Here is an 18,461-nt window from a genome sequence, read left to right as displayed (position 1 = left end):
AAAGCGCGGTGTGTGTACTCACTTCATGATGAAAAACATAAGGGTCTGAGATTAATTAAAATAACTATTCCAACCATAGATCAAACCTGCCGCAACTATCACCCACGTTAGCGTTGCAACAGTCAAGCACAGTCCAATCGGTAAACGGTTGGCAAAGTAATACACCATACCCAAGTACACCGCATAAGGAATAAGTGACCAGAGGCCGAATAAAGCCGTTTTACGCAATGCTTCGGCGCCTTGTTGCCCAAATACAATGACGTGAGCAATCAGGGCAAATGTTGGAAATAATGGTACCAGCCCCGCAATATAAAATGTTTTGCTCTTGGACAAAATTGAAATCAAGAGCACAACTGCCGCCCCAAGCGTGCATTTTAAAAACAGCCCGAACATCAAGACTGACCTGTAAATTTTAAGATTGAAGCACCTTACCCTTTTTTAAAAAAGAAATGAAGCTCGTTGTCAACAATCAATCTATTCTTTAATTCAGCTTGCATTTTCATCTGACATACCGCATTATGATAATGATTATCATTTATAAATACTTTATTTTACTTGAGACCGTCCATGGGGAGAATGTGATGCATCTTGAGACGCAAGCCGATGAAGCAGTGAAGGCAATGATTACATTAAGACAATGCTGGCATGCCAATGAAGAGATATATATTAATAAAGGCTGTTTGCACTGTGGATCTGCGGCCACCTATCTGCTTTATTTTACTAATCGTAGCATTCAAGATCTTATGCTGAATTTTATTGCCAGATACAATTGCAATGCCAACCGACATCTAGATTTGATGGATCTGAATCATTTTGAACACGACTACGAAGCATTTTTATCTGAGCTGGAAAAATGTGTTATTCATTATAGTTTTTCGCAAAAACCAGAAACCAAAAAAATCCGCTTTGAAGAGATCGAATCAATCTTTGAGCGTGAATTTGCACTTGCATGCTAATAATAAAAAACAAAAACAATCTCTGATTTTTGACTCCAGCACAGTATCCACTGTGCTTTTTTTATCAGCTAGATATCCATTGATATTGTTCATGATTCGATAACATTCCAGCATTTTTTATAAACGAACTCAGCTTGTAATTTCATTTGTCCGACACAAAATGACGCATAAAATACCAAAGCCTGTGCTTGAACATTTTTCATGCGCTATCATATATAAGTTTTTCCAATTCATTTCAGGATCATTTTATGAGCCAAAGTCATATCCGTATTCGAGGTGCACGTACCCATAACCTAAAAAATGTGTCTCTCGATATTCCACGCGATAAGTTTGTGGTGATTACGGGACTCTCAGGCTCAGGTAAATCCTCTCTAGCCTTTGATACTTTATATGCAGAAGGTCAACGCCGTTATGTTGAATCACTGTCGGCATACGCACGTCAGTTTTTATCCCAAATGGAAAAACCTGATGTCGATGCCATTGAAGGCTTAAGTCCCGCAATTGCCATTGAACAGAAATCGACCAGCCACAACCCACGTTCGACCGTGGGTACCATTACCGAGATTTATGACTATTTACGTCTACTCTATGCACGTGTGGGTACACCATACTGCCCAGAGCATGATTTGCCGATGGTGGCACAAACCGTGTCTGAAATGGTCGATGCTGTTAAGGTATTAGATGAAGGGACAGCCTTAATGCTACTCGCACCAGTGGTACGTGAGCGTAAAGGTGAATATTCACAACTGTTTGAGCAGTTACAAGGTCAGGGGTTTGTCCGTGCCCGTGTCGATGGCGAAATTATTGATATTGATAGCCCGCCTGAACTGGATAAAAAGAAAAAACACACCATTGAAGTAGTGGTCGATCGTTTTAAAGTACGTGATGATCTGGGTAACCGTATTGCCGAATCCTTTGAAACGGCGCTGCGCCTGGGGAGTGATTTGGCGATCTTGACTTGGATGAACGCCGAACAGCCCGATCGAGTATTTTCTGCCAAACACTCATGCCCTGAATGTGATCGTGCAGTCGCTGAACTTGAGCCACGGATGTTTTCCTTCAACAACCCGTTTGGTGCCTGCCCTGTGTGTGATGGCTTGGGTACACGTAGTCATTTTAGTGCCGAGAAATTGATTCCTACATCTGATTTATCAATTAGCCAAGGCGCGATTCGTGGCTGGGATCGTCAACGTCCGTACTACTATTCAATGTTGCAAAAAGTAGCAGAGCATTTTGGTTATTCACTCGATGAACCTTGGAACAAACTGGACAAAGATACTCAAAAGAAATTTTTATATGGCACAGGCAAAGAAAAAATTGACCTGAGCTATATCGATGAACGAGGTCGCAGACATAATCGGGTGATTCCCTTTGAGGGCGTGATTACACATCTGGAACGTCGTTACCGCGAAACAGAAAGTAATTATGTACGTGATGATTTGTCACAGTATTTATCTAACGCTGCTTGTGATGCCTGTGGTGGTTCACGCCTGAATGAAATTTCGCGCCATGTAAAAGTGAAAGACAAAACCATTGCCGACATTACTAGTATGTCGATTGGCGATGCCGAAAGTTATTATCAGGATATAAATCTGGAAGGTGCCAAAGGTGAAATTGCAGACAAAATCTTCAAGGAGATTCGTGAGCGCTTACACTTTTTGGTCAGCGTTGGACTGAATTATTTAAGTCTGGCACGTTCTGCCGAAACACTCTCTGGTGGTGAAGCCCAGCGTATTCGTCTGGCCTCACAAATTGGCGCTGGTTTGATGGGTGTGATGTATGTACTGGATGAACCTTCGATTGGTTTGCATCAACGTGATAATGACCGTTTGTTGCAAACCCTGATTCGCTTGCGTGATTTGGGCAATACCGTATTGGTGGTTGAACATGATGAAGATGCCATTCGCGCTGCCGATCATATTATTGATATTGGCCCAGGCGCTGGCATACATGGCGGCGAAATTATTGCCGAAGGAACCTATGAAGAGCTGGCAAATCATGCTGACTCCCTGACTGGTCAATACCTGTCAGGTGCTTTAAAAATTGAAATTCCGAAGCAACGCTTGTCTTCTCCAACCCCTGACCAGAAGATTAAACTATCAGGTGCAGCAGGTCATAACCTAAAAAATGTCGATCTGACCATTCCTTTAGGGATCATGACTTGTGTAACTGGTGTTTCTGGCTCGGGCAAATCGACCCTGATCAATCGAACACTGTTACCTTTAGCTGCTACACAGCTCAATGGCGCAACCACTCTCACCGCAGAAAAGTTTGATTCGATTGATGGCTTGCAACATCTTGATAAAGTCGTTGATATTGACCAGAGCCCAATTGGACGTACACCACGTTCTAATCCTGCCACTTATACAGGTTTATTTACCCCCATTCGTGAGTTATTTGCACAAACTCCAGAGGCTAAAGCGCGTGGTTATGCTGCTGGACGTTTTTCATTTAACGTCAAAGGCGGACGCTGTGAAGTCTGTGAAGGTGATGGCATGATTAAAGTCGCGATGCACTTCTTACCCGATATGTATGTGCCTTGCGATGCTTGTCATGGGAAACGCTATAACCGTGAAACGCTTGAAGTGAGTTATAAAGGCAAAAACATTTCAGATGTTTTAGAGATGACCGTGGAAGATGGCGTGGAGTTCTTTAGTGCGATTCCTGTGATTCATCGCCGCCTCGAAACATTGACTCAAGTTGGTTTAGGTTATATTCGTTTGGGTCAGGCTGCAACGACCCTTTCAGGTGGTGAAGCACAGCGGGTGAAACTGGCGCGTGAATTGGCCAAACGTGATACAGGCAAAACTTTATATGTACTGGATGAACCTACCACAGGTTTGCATTTTCATGACATTGCCAAGCTGCTCGACATCCTGCATGAGCTACGCAATAAAGGGAATACCATTGTGGTGATTGAGCATAATCTAGATGTGATTAAAACCGCTGACTGGGTGATTGATCTTGGGCCAGAAGGTGGTGCTGGTGGTGGTCAGATTATTGCTGAAGGTACACCAGAACAGGTGGCTGAAGTGGAAATTTCACATACTGGGCGTTTCTTAAAGCCGATGTTGAGTTAATCTTTAAGACATTATAATTTTATGGTAAAACGGTGATTCATTCACCGTTTTTTATTTATATGACAAAGAAAATTAAAGATAATGAATCTATAAAACCACTCATCAACTTACTAAAAGTAGGTCAAGTAAGTTTTAAAGCTTTAGATAAATTTCCTTTTATTTATAAACTCAATCCAAAAGCTCAACTTTTAAAAGAAAAGTTTCTAAAAATTCAAGATATGAGTAATATTTTGTACTTACCAGACCAATTTAATGAAATTTTTGCTAAACATGGCTGGATTTGTTATGGTGCTTTAAGCCAAAAAGTTTTAGAAGAATCTGTAAAGCTGGGCTTAGAAAACAAAATTGATGAAGCCAAAAAAACTCTAATCGATTCAATTGATGAGATTTATATAGACCTAATATTAATAAAGTGTCAAAGCCGTGAACATTTTAAATTAAGAATAGATCTACTTACTTTATTAAAAACAGACTATTTGGAAAAGCGATACCATGCATGTATTCCTCTACTATTGGCTATTATAGATGGTCTCGCTAATGATATTTCAAATCATATAGGTTTCTTTACTGAGAGTTCTCAATTTGAACTTTACGACAGTATTACAGCTCACTCTAGTGGTTTACCATTTCTTAAAGAAATTATGAATTCATCACGCAAAGCCACAAACATTGAGGAAATCACTATTCCTTATCGCAATGGCATTTTGCATGGTCGAGATTTAAACTTTGCCAATAAAGAGGTTGCTTCAAAATGTTGGTGGGTATTAGCTGCTCTTATAGAATGGGCAGATGAAAGACGTATTAATAAACAGAAAAATCAGGAATCATTTTTAGAAATATTACAGAGCTATAATCAGACTAGTCGCCTTAACCAGAGAATCGATTCATGGGAAAAACGTACACGCAAAGGTTCTATTTTTTGGCAAAATCAAACAACTGAAACATTAGAAAAAAGTAGCCCAGAATATACTCTATTAGAATTTTTACAGGCATGGAAAAACAAACAATGGGGAAAATTAACTCCAACTTTGCTTCATACTATAGGCAAGCATCAGAAAAAAGAAACAAAAGATATTAAAGTTGATTACTCATCTATTGACTTACTAAATTTTTATATTATAAATTCTAATGATCAAAGCCCCTCAAGTACTATTATAAAAACTCATCTTGATTACATCAAAGATAGGCAAAACTTTATTAAAGAAGTTTCTATTTCTCTAAATTATGCTCATCAAGATAATGGTCTACCTGAACTTAGAAATGAACCAAATGGCAAATGGTTTATTTCACAAAATTCATTAAGTGAAATTTTATTTTAAATAAATGCCTCTCATCAAGAAATTATATATTTCTAAATGAGAATATTCCTTTATCCCTCCACTCTATTTTTTCCTTTGGCTTTGGCTCGCAACAATGCCTGATCTGCATTTTGAAATAAGGTGAGCCAATTTCTAGCACCTACTGCTAACCCAATACTTACCGATGTCGAAATATCGGGAGCAATACATAGTGTATAAATACTTTTACTTATCTTTTCTGCAAGTTGAAGTGCATCCTCTGCAGCAATATCTTCAATCAGAATTAAAAACTCATCTCCTCCATAGCGTACAATCAGATCGGAAACATCGACATGCTGCTGCAACTGATCCGCAATACGCTGTATAACCTGATCCCCCACCATGTGACCATATTGATCATTAATCTGTTTAAAATAGTCGATATCAATAATCATTAAACACAAATCTGACCACTTCCATGGTTCTTGTTCAAGCGCTATGAAATATGCCTCAAGTGCTTGACGATTGGCCACACCTGTCAAGGTATCAGTATGCGCAATATTACGCAGTTGAAACTCTAATGCATCTTTTTGAGATAACAATCTTTTTAATTTGGCAATCGCAGCGAACAACTCTGCAAATTCACCTTTGAAGCGTTTTTTCTTGCGATTTTCCTGACCATAAGATTGAGGGAGTGATAAGGCTAAAATACTTTCACGTGCCTCCATAAGTGGAAGCAAAATATAACGCTGTATATAACGTAAAGTTAGGCCTGCAACTAAGAGAGAAAAAATCGAAATGAGTACCGTCAGTATAAACTTTTGCCATGCGGCATATTCTTGTTGCTCAGCTTGGGCCAGGCTGGTTTGTACCAGATAATTTTGTAACGCTACAATTGAATTAAACTTGCTCACAATCTGTTCGGTCAAACTGATCGCAGATAATGAATAGGCACGGTGCTGGTCACTTTCACGTAATAGCGTAGAAACGAGTTCAATGCCTTCATCTAAAAACTGTGTTTTTACTTGTTGATATAAATGTAGATATTCTGGAGTTCGAGTATGATCAGGTTGCAGTGTATCAATCAATTTCCACAAATAGATTGCCTGATGTTGAGTCTGTAAAGAACGAGCACGGTTATCGTCAGGAATCTGAATTGAAAAACTCACAGGCGCAATAATATTTGATACAACCCGTCCAGATTGGTCACGCAGATCAGAGACAAGTAAAATTAAAGTCATATTGCGAGATAAACCGTCATCTTCCTGACTCGAACTAATTAATAATTTTTTTAAAGCTTCGCGACAGCTATCCCACGCCGAAAACATGCCCCGTATAGCATGATCATATTGTTGATAAGATTTATGGGCCAATGGTTGATTAACATATTGGTCAACAACATGGCGTGCTACTTCTAAACGCGATTGTATATCTACACTTACAACCTGCGCCACTTGCTGCTGTTCATTATCATTCAGCAATCGAATCGTTTGCTGCAATGATGCATCAACCTGCAATCGATACTCATTTAACTGACGTCTTTTCTGTGTCATCAGTTCTGGTGGACTCGCCATCAATTGATTGGCAAAAGCACGTTCTCTAGAAATTTTATTTGCAGTGTCTGTTAATGTTTCTAATAATTTGATTTCAATAAAACCACGATGACTTTGTTGTAGCTGCTGATAACTGCTAAATACCTGCGGAAGAGAAATAATCAGAAACGATAAAATTAAGATAAAAAGAAATAGAAATAAGCGATAGCGTATAGATGTCTCTATTGATGCTGTTTTGCCACTTTCAGGATAACCAAGCTCATTGTTTCTTTTTGAATTCACTTAAAATTAGAATAGGCTGTTTCTGTCATGATATTTTAACTTAAAATCTTTATTATTTAGCAATAACTTATAGTGCAGCATAAAAAAAATTAACTATACGCTATCGTGTTTACCTATGGTTCTTATAAAAATAAACAATTTTTCAAAAGTTTAGAGATACTTCATAATGGCATTACAGATTTAAATTTTTCTTTAAAACTTTCCTCAAAAGGATGCTCTCCCAATTTCTGCATCCTTTTATTGCCTAGCAGTTTTTCAAATATCTGCTAGGCATTTTTTCATTAATTTAGTCACTATTTCTCGGCTTGAAATCACGTTGCTTTATCACCTAAATCTCATCTTCTAAATATTTTAAATAAAAAGAATCATCAGAAAACAGCAATGATACGCATAAAAAAAACCCAGCCTTGGGGAAAGCTGGGCATATAAAACAAATACTCTGTTTGGAAGCACCAAGCCATCAATTTCAAATAGAAATGCATGCTTGATGTTCATTATTATGCAAAAAAATTTCAGCCTGTAAACCCAACTAAAACACTAAGATTTGATAAAAACTTCAAATAAGCAAAATAAAGTGACATACATCACACTAATGCAAATTAATTGCACACTTTTTAGCCTGAAATATAATTTATTTCGCACTAATTTGGAGTTTTGTGAACTATTTTAGTGATTTTTAGCAAGGACTCAGGTTATTTTTATAAAAAAACTGAGAATTTAAATACTTTTAATAAAAGTTTTTAACGATAATTTAAATTTAATTGATCTAATTTAACAATTGAAAATCTGCTTATTATTTATGCCAAAATATTTTTTTATGGCATTAAAAATATGATAGCTAGTTGTAAAAATAGATTTTTTTCAGGTTGACATAAAAATTTTCAATTGATCATATTTTATACAGAACAATCAGACTATTTTTTATTCAGCATTGCATTGTGTGAACAATCATTGACTATATAATTTGTTACAATACAATGACCCCAGCTTAATCTTTTGGTAATGCTGGAAACTCTTATGAAAAAACTCGGTTTAGCCACTGCTCTATTATTAGCCATGACCGGCGCTCAAGCGTACCAAGTTGAAGTTCAAGGTCAATCTGAATTTGTAGACACTACTGCAAATGACAAAAACTTCACTGGTGACGTTGCAGGTACTTTCTATTTGAAAGATGTTGACGCTTCTAAAGGCCCTTTAGCTGAAGCAGCTTTCTTAAACCAAGCATCTAGTGTATCTCTTGGTTACAGCTACCAACAATACGACCAAAACAACGGTCTAAATTATCACGTTGGTACATACGGTGTTAAAGGTGAAACTTACCTTCCAACTCCATACCTTCCTGTATATGCAAGCGCATCTTATAACCATACTGATGTTGATGGTAAAAATGCAATTTCTCGCGATGACAATGGCGACCGTTATGCATTAGAAGTAGGTGCAATGTTGCTTCCTAACTTCTTGATGGCTGTTGGTTATACAAGTGTTGCAAACCAATTCTCTCTTGATAACTTCGGTATCATCAGCAACGGTATCTATTCAGCTGTAAACCAAACTGCTGCGATCCAGAACGATCAAGACGCTGTAACTGCACGTGCTAAATATGTGGGTCCTATCGATGGTACTAACATGGCGATTGGCTTTGAAGCAACTGGTGCATTTGGTCAAGAAAACCAATACGGTTTGAAAACTGATCTTTACCTCACACCTAAGTTGAGCGTGGGTGCAACTTTCATCGGTAACGATGGCAAAGCAAACATCAAAGGTCAAAACCTTGGTGAATTCCGTCAAGCATGGGGCGGTAACGTCAACTACTTCATCACTCCAGCAGTTTCTGTTGGCGCGTCTTACATCAAAGCTGATGTAAAAGGTTCTACATTTGACACTCAAACAATCGGTTTGAATGCTAAAGCTCGTTTCTAATTCGAAATGATCGACCTATAAAAAAGGACTCTTATGAGTCCTTTTTTACGTCTGAATATTTAATTTCCAGTTTGAGCACGCATTACACTCAAGAAGTAGAGATGACGTTCGTACTGATCGATAATATCCTGAATTAAATCTTCTTCAGTCCAGTCCATTACGTCGTAATTCTGTCCACCTTCTCTCAAAAACACTTCGGCCTGAAAGTATTTTTCAACATCCGCGTTATGTTCCTGTTCTAGCATAAAACTTGGTGGCATTGTTTCACGTGAAACAACATGATAAATAAAATTGATTTCATCATGATGATCCACTTTAAGCTGTAGGCCATCATCTGTTTCACTAATCGCCACAGTAAGATGACGACGCTTAAACTCACGTTCCAGACTTTCAAAAGCACGCTGAACATGCTTTTTGATATAAGCATCTACCTCCACTTTAGAGTGCGGATAATGCATGATCAATCCAAGGCGTTGCTGCCAACTACGTGGATTTTGTATCGCACGTGGTGTAGTTCTCGCTTCCTGAATCGCTTGCATTTTGGTTGAGTCGATCCTGAGCGCTTTAATCAGTCCCCAACAAATGAGCAACATGATAAAGGTAAATGGTAAAGCACTCATGATCGTAGCAGATTGTAACGCAGTCAAACCACCGGCCAATAGCAAGATAATCGCCAGACCTGCCATCACTACAATCCAAAATAAACGCTGCCATACTGGAGAATCTTCAGACTTGGCTGTCAGATAATCCACCACCAATGCGCCCGAATCTGCAGAGGTCACAAAGAATAAAACCACCAGCACCGTCGCCAATAGGCTCATCACACCAGAAAAAGGTAAACTATGTAAAAATTCAAACAAAGCAACAGATGAGTCACGTTGTACTGCATTAAGCAGGCTGAGATTACCGTCATGCAAAATGCTATACAAGCCAGCATTACCCATGAATCCCATCCAGATCAGGGTAAAACCTGTCGGAATCAGCATGACACCAATAATAAACTCTCGAATGGTACGTCCGCGTGATACACGTGCAATAAACATCCCCACAAATGGCGACCAAGAAATCCACCATGCCCAGTACATAATTGTCCAGCCACCAATCCAGCCATTGGGTTGATAGGCATAGAGATTAAAGGTCATTTCAAAAAGATTGGAAATATATTGACCCGTATTCTGGATTGTCGTTTGGAGCAAATAAACCGTTGCACTCGTGAAGAAAACAAACGCTAAAAGCGTGACAGCCAAGACCAGATTTAACTCTGCAAGGCGTTTTACCCCTTTGTCCAGACCCAACCCGACCGACAAGGCAGCCATGGCACTCACGATAATAATCAGAACAACCTTAGAAAAAGAAGTGGGTTCAAATCCGAATAAGTAATTTAAGCCAGAGCTAATTTGGGTAACCCCAAAGCCGAGCGTTGTAGCAACACCAAAAATTGTCCCAATGGTCGCAAAGGTATCAACTGCATCTCCCATCGGTCCATAAATTTTCTTACCAATAAGAGGATAAAGAGAAGAGCGAATCTTTAAGGGTAAATCATGACGATAAGCAAAATAAGACAAAGATAATGCCACAATCGCGTAAATCCCCCAGGCGTGTAATCCCCAATGGAAGAAGGTTACGCGCATAGATTGCTGGGCAGCTAAAATTGTTTCTGGCTCACCAGAAGGTGGGCTCACATAATGCATAATCGGTTCAGCAATCCCGAAGAACATGAGTCCGATGCCCATACCAGCAGTAAATAGCATGGCAAACCAAGAGCTATTACTATAATCAGGCTGACTATGATCTGGACCTAACTTGATTTTTCCGCTCGATGAGCAGGCGATATAACCGAGTACAATTAGAAAGAAGGCAACCGATAATACATAGAACCAACTAAATGATTCTGTAATCCAGTTTTTTAATTGTTGAGTCAACAATTCAAATGCATCTGGAGCTAAAATTACAATTGCAAGAAAAATTGCAATGATCATAATCGTACTTACAAATACATTTGGATTAATGTTTGCAAACCTAGATGAGGTTTTGGAAGGCATAGATCCCCCATGTTATTCTTCATTTAACGGATGACAAAAAAATGTCAAAGAAAGCTTCACTATCGTGAAAAATGTAAAATTAGCACAAACTGCGCGAGCTCTATTGTATAGGTATCTGAAAGTTAAAGAGGTTGTAGAGCTGTAACTTTCTTTATTCGTTTTTTTCTTTAGTTGACGGTGTATATGAAATATATTGCAGTGCAACCAAACGCGATACTACAACCGCCAAAAACATCACGCCAAAAAACATTTGTAAAATGGCAATCACTCTTGCCGCCGAACTCACTGGGAAAATATCAGATAACCCCGTTGCCGACTGCAAGCTAAAACTTAAAAACAATAGATCTAACCAGCTTTGTAATCCTTGGTGATCAGGTTTACTAAAGCTCATAGGCACCACCAACTGACAGATATTATATAAAAAAGCAAAACCCCAAGCGATTAAAGTGAACACCGCACCTGCAGCAAACAGTTCATCTTTGGTCAAATAGCGGTCAGCAAACATATATCTGAGTAAACCGTATGCTGCATAAAAATAGGCACAAGCTTCAAAAACATGCGTGAGGACTTGAATAGAAACCTGATGAAAACCCAATAAAATTAAAATAGAGAAAAATAAGGCACCCAATACGAAAAATAATCCAATAAACGTAAATACATAAGTTTCACGTATCACACGACCAATCAGTAGGAGAGCTAAGACTCCCAAAATCCAGACCACCACCCTATAGGTTCCCTGATCACTGGTGAGAAAAGATAAAATGAGAATAAAAAACTGTACCAATAACAGCCATGCTGAGGGTAATAATCGAAATTTTTTCCAGAACTGATATGCAATCGACATCTACAAATAGCCTCTATTTTTTGTTTTAGATATTGATATATGGATGATTTGGATCAAACTAACATAGTCACATGCAAAGCTATATCTGATTTTTGCATTCTCAACTTTTCTTCACATATTTTCATCAAAAATATCTACTATATCACCAGACAAACTCTCATACTTTTAACACCCCTCTCATTTAATGAGGAATATTCATGAGAACAAAAGCATCTTTATTTATGAGCTGTAGCTTGGCATTATTTCTGGTGGGCTGTGGTAAAACAAACCCTATGCTGGAGCAACACCCTGATTTTATCGGAAAATGGCAGAGCGATCACGATACGCTCGTGATTGAAAAAAATGGCCAAGTTGAATATCGGCACAAAGAAACTGAAGAAAAACAAACAGCTCATAGTGACGTAGAAATGTCGTCCAGGTCAGATTTAAAAGCCAGTATTACTCAATTTGATCAAAAGCAGTTCCAGATTGGGCAAGGTGAATTTGGTCAGGTGTTTCGGATTGACCGTGCGCCTTATCAACAAAACCAGCACTGGCAAATGCAACTCAATGGTCAGGTCTATACCAAGCAATAAAAAAAGCGCTCTAAGCGCTTTTTTTATTAAATTTATTTTTTAGTGATCCGATGCACCTGAAATTCCAACCCCTGTCATTGAGCGAACATATTGCGCATCAAATGCTTTACGTTCAGCTTTAGCACGTGCTGAGTTATCTGTGATTGAAAAGAACCAGCAGCATAGGAATGACAATGGCATTGCAAAGATTGCAGGACCATTAAATGGGTTAATTGGTGTATCTGAAATCTTGAGAGTATCCACCCACACTGCTTTAGACAGAATAATGAGCACCACCGCAGTTGTTAAACCAACTACACCACCAATCACTGCACCGCGCGTAGTTAAACCTTTCCAGAACATTGAAAGTACAAGAACTGGGAAATTGGCACAACACGCAACCGAGAATGCTAAACCAACCATGAAAGCCACGTTTTGCTTTTCAAACAGAATACCCAAAATCATCGCAAAAATTGCAAGACCAAGTGTTGCGATTTTAGACATACGTAATTCAGATTCAGGCGTAGTTTTGCCTTTTCTAAATACGTTGGCATATAAGTCGTGTGAAATCGCAGAGGCGCCAGACAGCGTTAAACCCGCAACAACCGCAAGAATGGTTGCGAAAGCCACTGCTGAAATGAAGCCCATGAATAAATCGCCGCCCAATGCATCACTTAAATGCACCGCAGCCATGTTATTCCCGCCCATCAACTCAAGTTTGCCTGTCACTGCCATTTTGGCAACATCAAGGAACTGTGGATTGTTTGAAACAAACAGAATCGCACCGAAGCCAATAATAAACGTGAGCAGGTAGAAATAACCAATGAATCCTGTAGCCACTACAACAGATTTACGTGCTTCTTTCGCATCTTTCACTGTAAAGAAACGCATCAAAATATGTGGCAATCCCGCAGTACCAAACATCAATGCCAAACCAAGAGAAATCGCATCGATTGGATTCGCAGCGAGTTTACCTGGCCCCATAATCTTGGCTGCATCATCCAGACTGATATTACGAACATTGGCATAAACATCAATGGCCTGAGTGAACATGTTACTAAAGCTAAAGCCGACTGCTTTCATGACCATAAATGCCATGAAGGTTGCACCTGAGAGCAAAAGCACTGCTTTAATAATTTGTACCCAAGTGGTTGCTAGCATGCCACCAAAGATGACATAAGCCATCATGAGTAAACCCACAATCACAACCGCAATATTATAGTTCAAGCCAAAGAGAAGCTTGATCAATTGCCCTGCACCCACCATTTGCGCAATCAGATAAAATGCTACAACCACCAGCGAGCTAAATGCAGCAAGCGTACGCACTGGCTTTTCTTCCAGACGGAATGACACTACATCAGATAGATTATATTTGCCCAAGTTACGTAAGCGCTCGGCAATCAAGAACAATACGATTGGCCAGCCCACCATAAAACCTAGAGAATACAGTAAACCATCGAATCCTGAACTAAACACTAAAGCCGAAATACCCAGGAACGAAGCAGCCGACATATAGTCCCCAGCAATCGCCAGACCATTCTGGAAACCAGAAATACCGCCGCCTGCTGTATAGAAATCTTTGGTACTGGTGGTTTGCTTGGCTGCCCATTTTGTAATGAACAAAGTTCCTCCAACAAACGCAACAAACATGATAATTGCATGCCAGTTTGTTGCTTGCTGCTCTGACTGACCCAGATCAGGACTTGCCATCGCAAGTGTAGAGAAGAGTACTCCAACTGCCATTAAAGCCAACGCTTTGAATGAATTCCATTTCATCTTAGTGCAGTCCTTTTTCATGAGTAATATTTTCGACTTCTCTCAATGCTTCTTCATTGAGTTGATCGAGTGTATTGTTTGCAATGTACGAATAGACACCACATAGAACAAATGACAGAACAATGATGCCTAAACCCAGTGGAATTCCCCACGTGGTTACACCACCACTAAATGAACTCATCAAAAACTCTTTGTTATATCCCACCAGTAGCATGAACCCAACATAGACAATGAGCATGATGATAGTCAGTGTCCAACTCAATGTTGCTTTCTTGCTCACCATTTTTTTAAATTTGGGATTTTGTAGAATTCGCTCTACCTGAACGTCATCCATAATCTACTCCTTATATCGCGGCCATCGTTGGGCGCTTTTTAATCCTTTTTCTTCACGCTATAACGTTAACAATCTTGTATGAGGTTCGTAACTTAGACTTTGGTCGCTAAATTTTAATCAATATGTAAGGGTTTAACTCGGCTTAAGGTATGATATGCCTAGTGTTTAACAGATTTGGTCGCATGAATAGCTGGCTTATTATTGGTGGACTTGCCCTATATATTTTAGTCTTATTTCTTTGTGCTTTTTTTGGAGAAAAGCATGCCAGCCGCTTGAGCACACGTGGACGAATGTTATTATTCAGTCTCACACTCGGCGTATATTGTTCATCATGGACATTTTATGGCGCAACAGGCGCAGCCGTTCGTGAAGGTATCATTTTTCTCCCCATTTATCTTGGCCCACTTATTTTTATCTGGTTTGGTTACGATATCTGGCGCAGGTTAGGCCGTGTCCGACAGCACCATGCGATTTCCTCAATTGCCGATTTTATCGCAGCTCGTTATGGTAAAAGTGGTGCGCTGGCCTCTTTTGTTACCATTCTGGCCGTTATCGCGATTATCCCTTATCTGGCATTACAGCTTCGTGCAGTCGCCCTCAGTACCGCAGTCATCCTAGATCAGGCTACTGATCATCTGACTACAGCCACCAACAGCGTACTGTTATTAACTGGGATTTTGGCCATACTGGCGATGATGTTTGGTACTCGCCAAATTGCCAATACCGAGCAGCATGGCGGTCTCATGCTGGCAGTGGCATTTGAATCTTTTGTTAAACTGTTCGCACTGTTATGTGTTGCTGGCTTCTTTTTGCTGGAATCTCCCGAAAATATCTCACAAGTCAGCAATGATGTCGCCAAAACTTTTCACAATGTACAAATGTTTGGTGTGCCTGAAACATTCTGGATTCAAACTTTACTTGCGGGCCTAGCCATCATTTGCCTACCACGTCAGTTTCATGTCGCAGTCGTCGAATTACGAGATGAAAAACACATCCGAGGTGCACGGCGCTGGTTTGCGGTCTATTTAATTCTAACGACTGTCGCGATTATTCCGATTGCCAGTTGGGCATTACATGCTGCACCCAGTTTTTTAACCATTCCAGATGTTGCCGTTTTATCTTTGCCCCTTAGCTTTAATCAGGATTGGCTCAGTTTACTGGCATTTTTAGGTGGCTTTTCAGCGTCGACAGGCATGTTACTGGTATCTTCAGTTGCGTTGTCAATTATGCTGAGTAATGACTTGATTATGCCAGCCCTGTGGCGTCTAAATCTTCTGTCCAGACATGACAAACGTTTACCCAAATTTCTGAAATTAACACGACGAATCTGTATTCTTGCAGTCATGTTGATGGGATTTTTATTTTTCCATTTTTTCAACGATATCGATCAGCTTTCAGTCTTTGGTTTATTGGCATTTAGTGCTGTGGCGCAATTTGCACCTGCACTGATTGGTGGATTGTACTGGCGTGGTGGCAGCCGACAGGGAGTATATACGGGTTTGATTACGGGTTTTGTGTTATGGACCTACACCCTGCTTCTTCCGACTATTTTGCGTAGCTTACCCGACAGCTATCAGGCAATTGCGCATCAAATGTTATTGTCTGGTCCATTTGATTTTAACTGGTTGCGCCCTGAAGCCTTACTTGGCTTTGAATCCTTTGCACCTCTCACACATGGGGTGATCTGGTCTCTGGGTCTCAATACAATTTTGTATATCTGGATCTCAAAAATCTATCGTCCGAGTGTGGCCGAGCAGATTCAGGCAGAAAGTTTCTTTTATTATGAAACCAAGCCCTTGCCTTCGCATCAGGCATCCACGGATATGAGTTACCTGAATCATGATGCAGCACGGCTGAAAGTAGGTGACCTGATTACCCTTGCAAAACGAATTACAGGTGAAGGACCGACGACACAAGCATTTAAACAATTTTGTGAACAAAACAATGTCATCCTTAATCCGAATAGTGTCGCAAATGGCATGTGGTGGCGGTTTACCGAGCAATATCTGGCGGGCACCATAGGGGCAGCATCATCACGTACCCTGCTGACCACCGCAATGGTGAATAATGGTCTTGCCCTCGGACAAGTTGCCAATATTCTGGATCAGGCCTCACAGTGGCAACGCTTCAATCAGAATCTGCTCATGACCATGATTGATCACATGACGCAAGGTGTCAGTGTGGTCGACGAAAACATGTGTCTGGTGGCATGGAACAACCAGTATTTAAAGTTATTTGATTATCCTAAAGATCTGGTCTATGTCGGCTGCCCAATTGCCGACCTAATCCGCTATAACGCAGAGCGTGGTGAATGCGGACCTGGTTCGATTGAAGAACATGTCCGTAAACGGATTCACTGGATGAAAGTTGGCAGCGCCCATGAATTTGAACGGTTCCGTAAAGATGGCCGCGTGATTCAGATGCGCGGTAACCCGATTGAAGGTGGTGGTTTTGTAACCACCTTTGCCGACATTACTGCATTCCGTGAAAATGAGGCGATTCTGGAAGCACGGGTCAGTGATCGTACCCAGCAACTTGAAAATGCCCTGTCAGAGCAGCAACTGGCACGTGAACAAGCCGATAAAGCCAATATGTCAAAAAGTCGCTTCATTGCAGCCGCCAGTCATGACCTACTCCAGCCCATGCATGCAGCACGTTTATTCAGCACAGCATTAGAACAGAGCGTATCGACTCAAGATGATCGAAAAACCTTACAACAACTAGATCGTGCGCTACATGGTGCCGAAAGTATGCTGTCTGCACTACTGGATATTGCACGTCTGGAAGGCGGTTCCTTGCAGCCGAAACGCCAGTCTTATCCATTGCATGATCTACTCAGTGACTTGGAACTGCAATTTAAATCGATTGCTGCACAGCGCCACATTCGTTTGAGCGTTCATGATGCCAAGTTCTGGATTGATACCGATCCCCAATGGATCAGACGGATTATTCAAAACTTTGTCAGCAATGCTTTACGTTATACGGCCAAAGGTCGCGTAGTCGTTGGTGTGTTACGTTCGAGTCATCGTCCCAATCATATTCGTATTGGGGTATGGGACACTGGGCCAGGTATTGCTGAAGAACAGCGAATCAAACTGTTTCAGGAATTTGAACGTTGTGGACATACCTCTCCCTGGGGAGAACAAGGATTAGGATTGGGACTGGCGATTGTACAGCGAATGACCAGTTTGCTCGATTATCCAGTAGAGGTATATTCTACTCTGGGCAAAGGATCATGTTTTATGATTGATGTACCAACAGTAGCGGCGCCTAAAGTGCTGGTACCGCAACATCAAGCAGTCCCCCTAAAAACCAAAGCGTATCGAATCCTATGTCTAGATAACGATGAAACAATTTTGGAAGGAATGTCGACTTTATTGTCCAAATGGGGATATCAGGTCTTTAAAGCGACTGAGCCAGAACAGGCATTTGCGATTATTCAGGAACATAATATTCAAGTCTGGTTGATCGATCAGCATCTAAACAATCAACAACTTGGTCTAGATTTTATTACTCAACATCGTCAAGAGCAGGTGCCCGTCGCGTTGATCACAGCAGATTCAGACCCTGAACTGCCACAACGATTAAAAGAGTTAAATATTGTTCTGCTCAAAAAACCGTTAAAACCTGCCTCGTTACGTTCTTGGCTTTCGGGGTTAAAAATTTCGTCTGGTCATTAAAACTTACAATTGGCTATCAGTTTCAAGCTTATTTGTGTGGAGCTGATGCCAACTGGAGCAAATGATTAGCATATTCTTTTCAGCGATTAGGCAAAAAAGTTCATTTTCAACCCTATAATTCGCGTGAAAAGTGACTAAATCTTCCAAATCATCTCTGGCTATG

General features: G+C 40.3%; 12 protein-coding genes. 6 read left to right on the top strand and 6 right to left on the bottom strand.

The window, feature by feature from the left end:
* Positions 1-51: 51 nt before the first annotated feature.
* Positions 52-393 carry a GlpM family protein gene (locus F952_RS05145; protein ID WP_004923489.1) on the bottom strand — a complete coding sequence of 114 codons (342 nt, stop codon included), beginning with the start codon at positions 391-393 and terminating at the stop codon, positions 52-54.
* A 188-nt stretch (positions 394-581) separates the two neighbouring features.
* Between F952_RS05145 and F952_RS05140 the strand changes: the two genes are divergently transcribed.
* The 3 genes from F952_RS05140 (at position 582) to F952_RS05130 (ending at position 5,355) form a co-directional block, all read left to right on the top strand.
* A complete protein-coding gene (locus F952_RS05140) occupies positions 582-956 on the top strand; it encodes a hypothetical protein (RefSeq protein ID WP_004923487.1) in 375 nt (124 codons plus the stop codon).
* A 248-nt stretch (positions 957-1,204) separates the two neighbouring features.
* Entirely contained in the window at positions 1,205-4,036 is a 2,832-nt protein-coding gene (uvrA, locus tag F952_RS05135) for an excinuclease ABC subunit UvrA (protein WP_004923483.1), read from the top strand.
* 32 nt (positions 4,037-4,068) lie between these two features.
* Entirely contained in the window at positions 4,069-5,355 is a 1,287-nt protein-coding gene (locus tag F952_RS05130) for a hypothetical protein (RefSeq protein ID WP_011182793.1), read from the top strand.
* A 50-nt stretch (positions 5,356-5,405) separates the two neighbouring features.
* Here the strand turns inward: F952_RS05130 and F952_RS05125 are convergent, their stop codons facing one another.
* On the bottom strand, positions 5,406-7,148 hold the full coding sequence (locus F952_RS05125) for a GGDEF domain-containing protein (protein ID WP_004923478.1): 1,743 nt from the start codon (positions 7,146-7,148) through the stop codon (positions 5,406-5,408).
* A gap of 1,017 nt (positions 7,149-8,165) precedes the next feature.
* Between F952_RS05125 and omp33-36 the strand changes: the two genes are divergently transcribed.
* Positions 8,166-9,068: a porin Omp33-36 gene (gene omp33-36, locus F952_RS05120; protein WP_004923475.1), complete on the top strand. Its 903-nt coding sequence runs from the start codon at positions 8,166-8,168 to the stop codon at positions 9,066-9,068.
* 59 nt (positions 9,069-9,127) lie between these two features.
* Here the strand turns inward: omp33-36 and F952_RS05115 are convergent, their stop codons facing one another.
* Together F952_RS05115 and F952_RS05110 are read right to left on the bottom strand one after the other, a co-directional pair.
* Entirely contained in the window at positions 9,128-11,110 is a 1,983-nt protein-coding gene (locus tag F952_RS05115) for a BCCT family transporter (protein WP_004923472.1), read from the bottom strand.
* A 151-nt stretch (positions 11,111-11,261) separates the two neighbouring features.
* A complete protein-coding gene (locus F952_RS05110) occupies positions 11,262-11,954 on the bottom strand; it encodes an ion channel (RefSeq protein ID WP_004923469.1) in 693 nt (230 codons plus the stop codon).
* A 197-nt stretch (positions 11,955-12,151) separates the two neighbouring features.
* Between F952_RS05110 and F952_RS05105 the strand changes: the two genes are divergently transcribed.
* Positions 12,152-12,529 carry a hypothetical protein gene (locus F952_RS05105; protein ID WP_004923467.1) on the top strand — a complete coding sequence of 126 codons (378 nt, stop codon included), beginning with the start codon at positions 12,152-12,154 and terminating at the stop codon, positions 12,527-12,529.
* A gap of 39 nt (positions 12,530-12,568) precedes the next feature.
* Here the strand turns inward: F952_RS05105 and F952_RS05100 are convergent, their stop codons facing one another.
* Positions 12,569-14,284 carry a cation acetate symporter gene (locus F952_RS05100; protein ID WP_004923464.1) on the bottom strand — a complete coding sequence of 572 codons (1,716 nt, stop codon included), beginning with the start codon at positions 14,282-14,284 and terminating at the stop codon, positions 12,569-12,571.
* Between the two features lies 1 nt (position 14,285).
* The gene (locus tag F952_RS05095) at positions 14,286-14,618 is read right to left on the bottom strand and encodes a DUF485 domain-containing protein (RefSeq protein WP_004923461.1); all 333 of its coding nucleotides are present in this window, start codon (positions 14,616-14,618) and stop codon (positions 14,286-14,288) included.
* Between the two features lie 182 nt (positions 14,619-14,800).
* Here F952_RS05095 and F952_RS05090 point away from each other — a divergent pair, with 182 nt between their 5' ends.
* Positions 14,801-18,298, top strand: coding sequence for a hybrid sensor histidine kinase/response regulator (locus F952_RS05090; RefSeq protein WP_004923458.1), 3,498 nt, complete (start codon positions 14,801-14,803; stop codon positions 18,296-18,298).
* The last annotated feature ends 163 nt before the right edge of the window (positions 18,299-18,461 follow it).

Source organism: Acinetobacter baylyi DSM 14961 = CIP 107474 (assembly GCF_000368685.1).
Lineage (GTDB): Bacteria > Pseudomonadota > Gammaproteobacteria > Pseudomonadales > Moraxellaceae > Acinetobacter > Acinetobacter baylyi.
The sequence above is the reverse complement of the archived record's forward strand: the minus strand, read 5'-3'. Positions and strand labels throughout refer to the sequence as shown.

What these genes read in the sequence shown, in the direction of transcription:
- F952_RS05090 (WP_004923458.1), top strand. Translation starts at nt 14,801, where the DNA reads ATGAATAGCTGGCTTATTATTGGTGGACTTGCCCTATATATTTTAGTC.
- uvrA (WP_004923483.1), top strand. Translation starts at nt 1,205, where the DNA reads ATGAGCCAAAGTCATATCCGTATTCGAGGTGCACGTACCCATAACCTA.
- F952_RS05110 (WP_004923469.1), bottom strand. Translation starts at nt 11,954, where the DNA reads ATGTCGATTGCATATCAGTTCTGGAAAAAATTTCGATTATTACCCTCA.
- F952_RS05095 (WP_004923461.1), bottom strand. Translation starts at nt 14,618, where the DNA reads ATGGATGACGTTCAGGTAGAGCGAATTCTACAAAATCCCAAATTTAAA.
- F952_RS05115 (WP_004923472.1), bottom strand. Translation starts at nt 11,110, where the DNA reads ATGCCTTCCAAAACCTCATCTAGGTTTGCAAACATTAATCCAAATGTA.
- F952_RS05100 (WP_004923464.1), bottom strand. Translation starts at nt 14,284, where the DNA reads ATGAAATGGAATTCATTCAAAGCGTTGGCTTTAATGGCAGTTGGAGTA.
- F952_RS05140 (WP_004923487.1), top strand. Translation starts at nt 582, where the DNA reads ATGCATCTTGAGACGCAAGCCGATGAAGCAGTGAAGGCAATGATTACA.
- F952_RS05145 (WP_004923489.1), bottom strand. Translation starts at nt 393, where the DNA reads ATGTTCGGGCTGTTTTTAAAATGCACGCTTGGGGCGGCAGTTGTGCTC.
- omp33-36 (WP_004923475.1), top strand. Translation starts at nt 8,166, where the DNA reads ATGAAAAAACTCGGTTTAGCCACTGCTCTATTATTAGCCATGACCGGC.
- F952_RS05105 (WP_004923467.1), top strand. Translation starts at nt 12,152, where the DNA reads ATGAGAACAAAAGCATCTTTATTTATGAGCTGTAGCTTGGCATTATTT.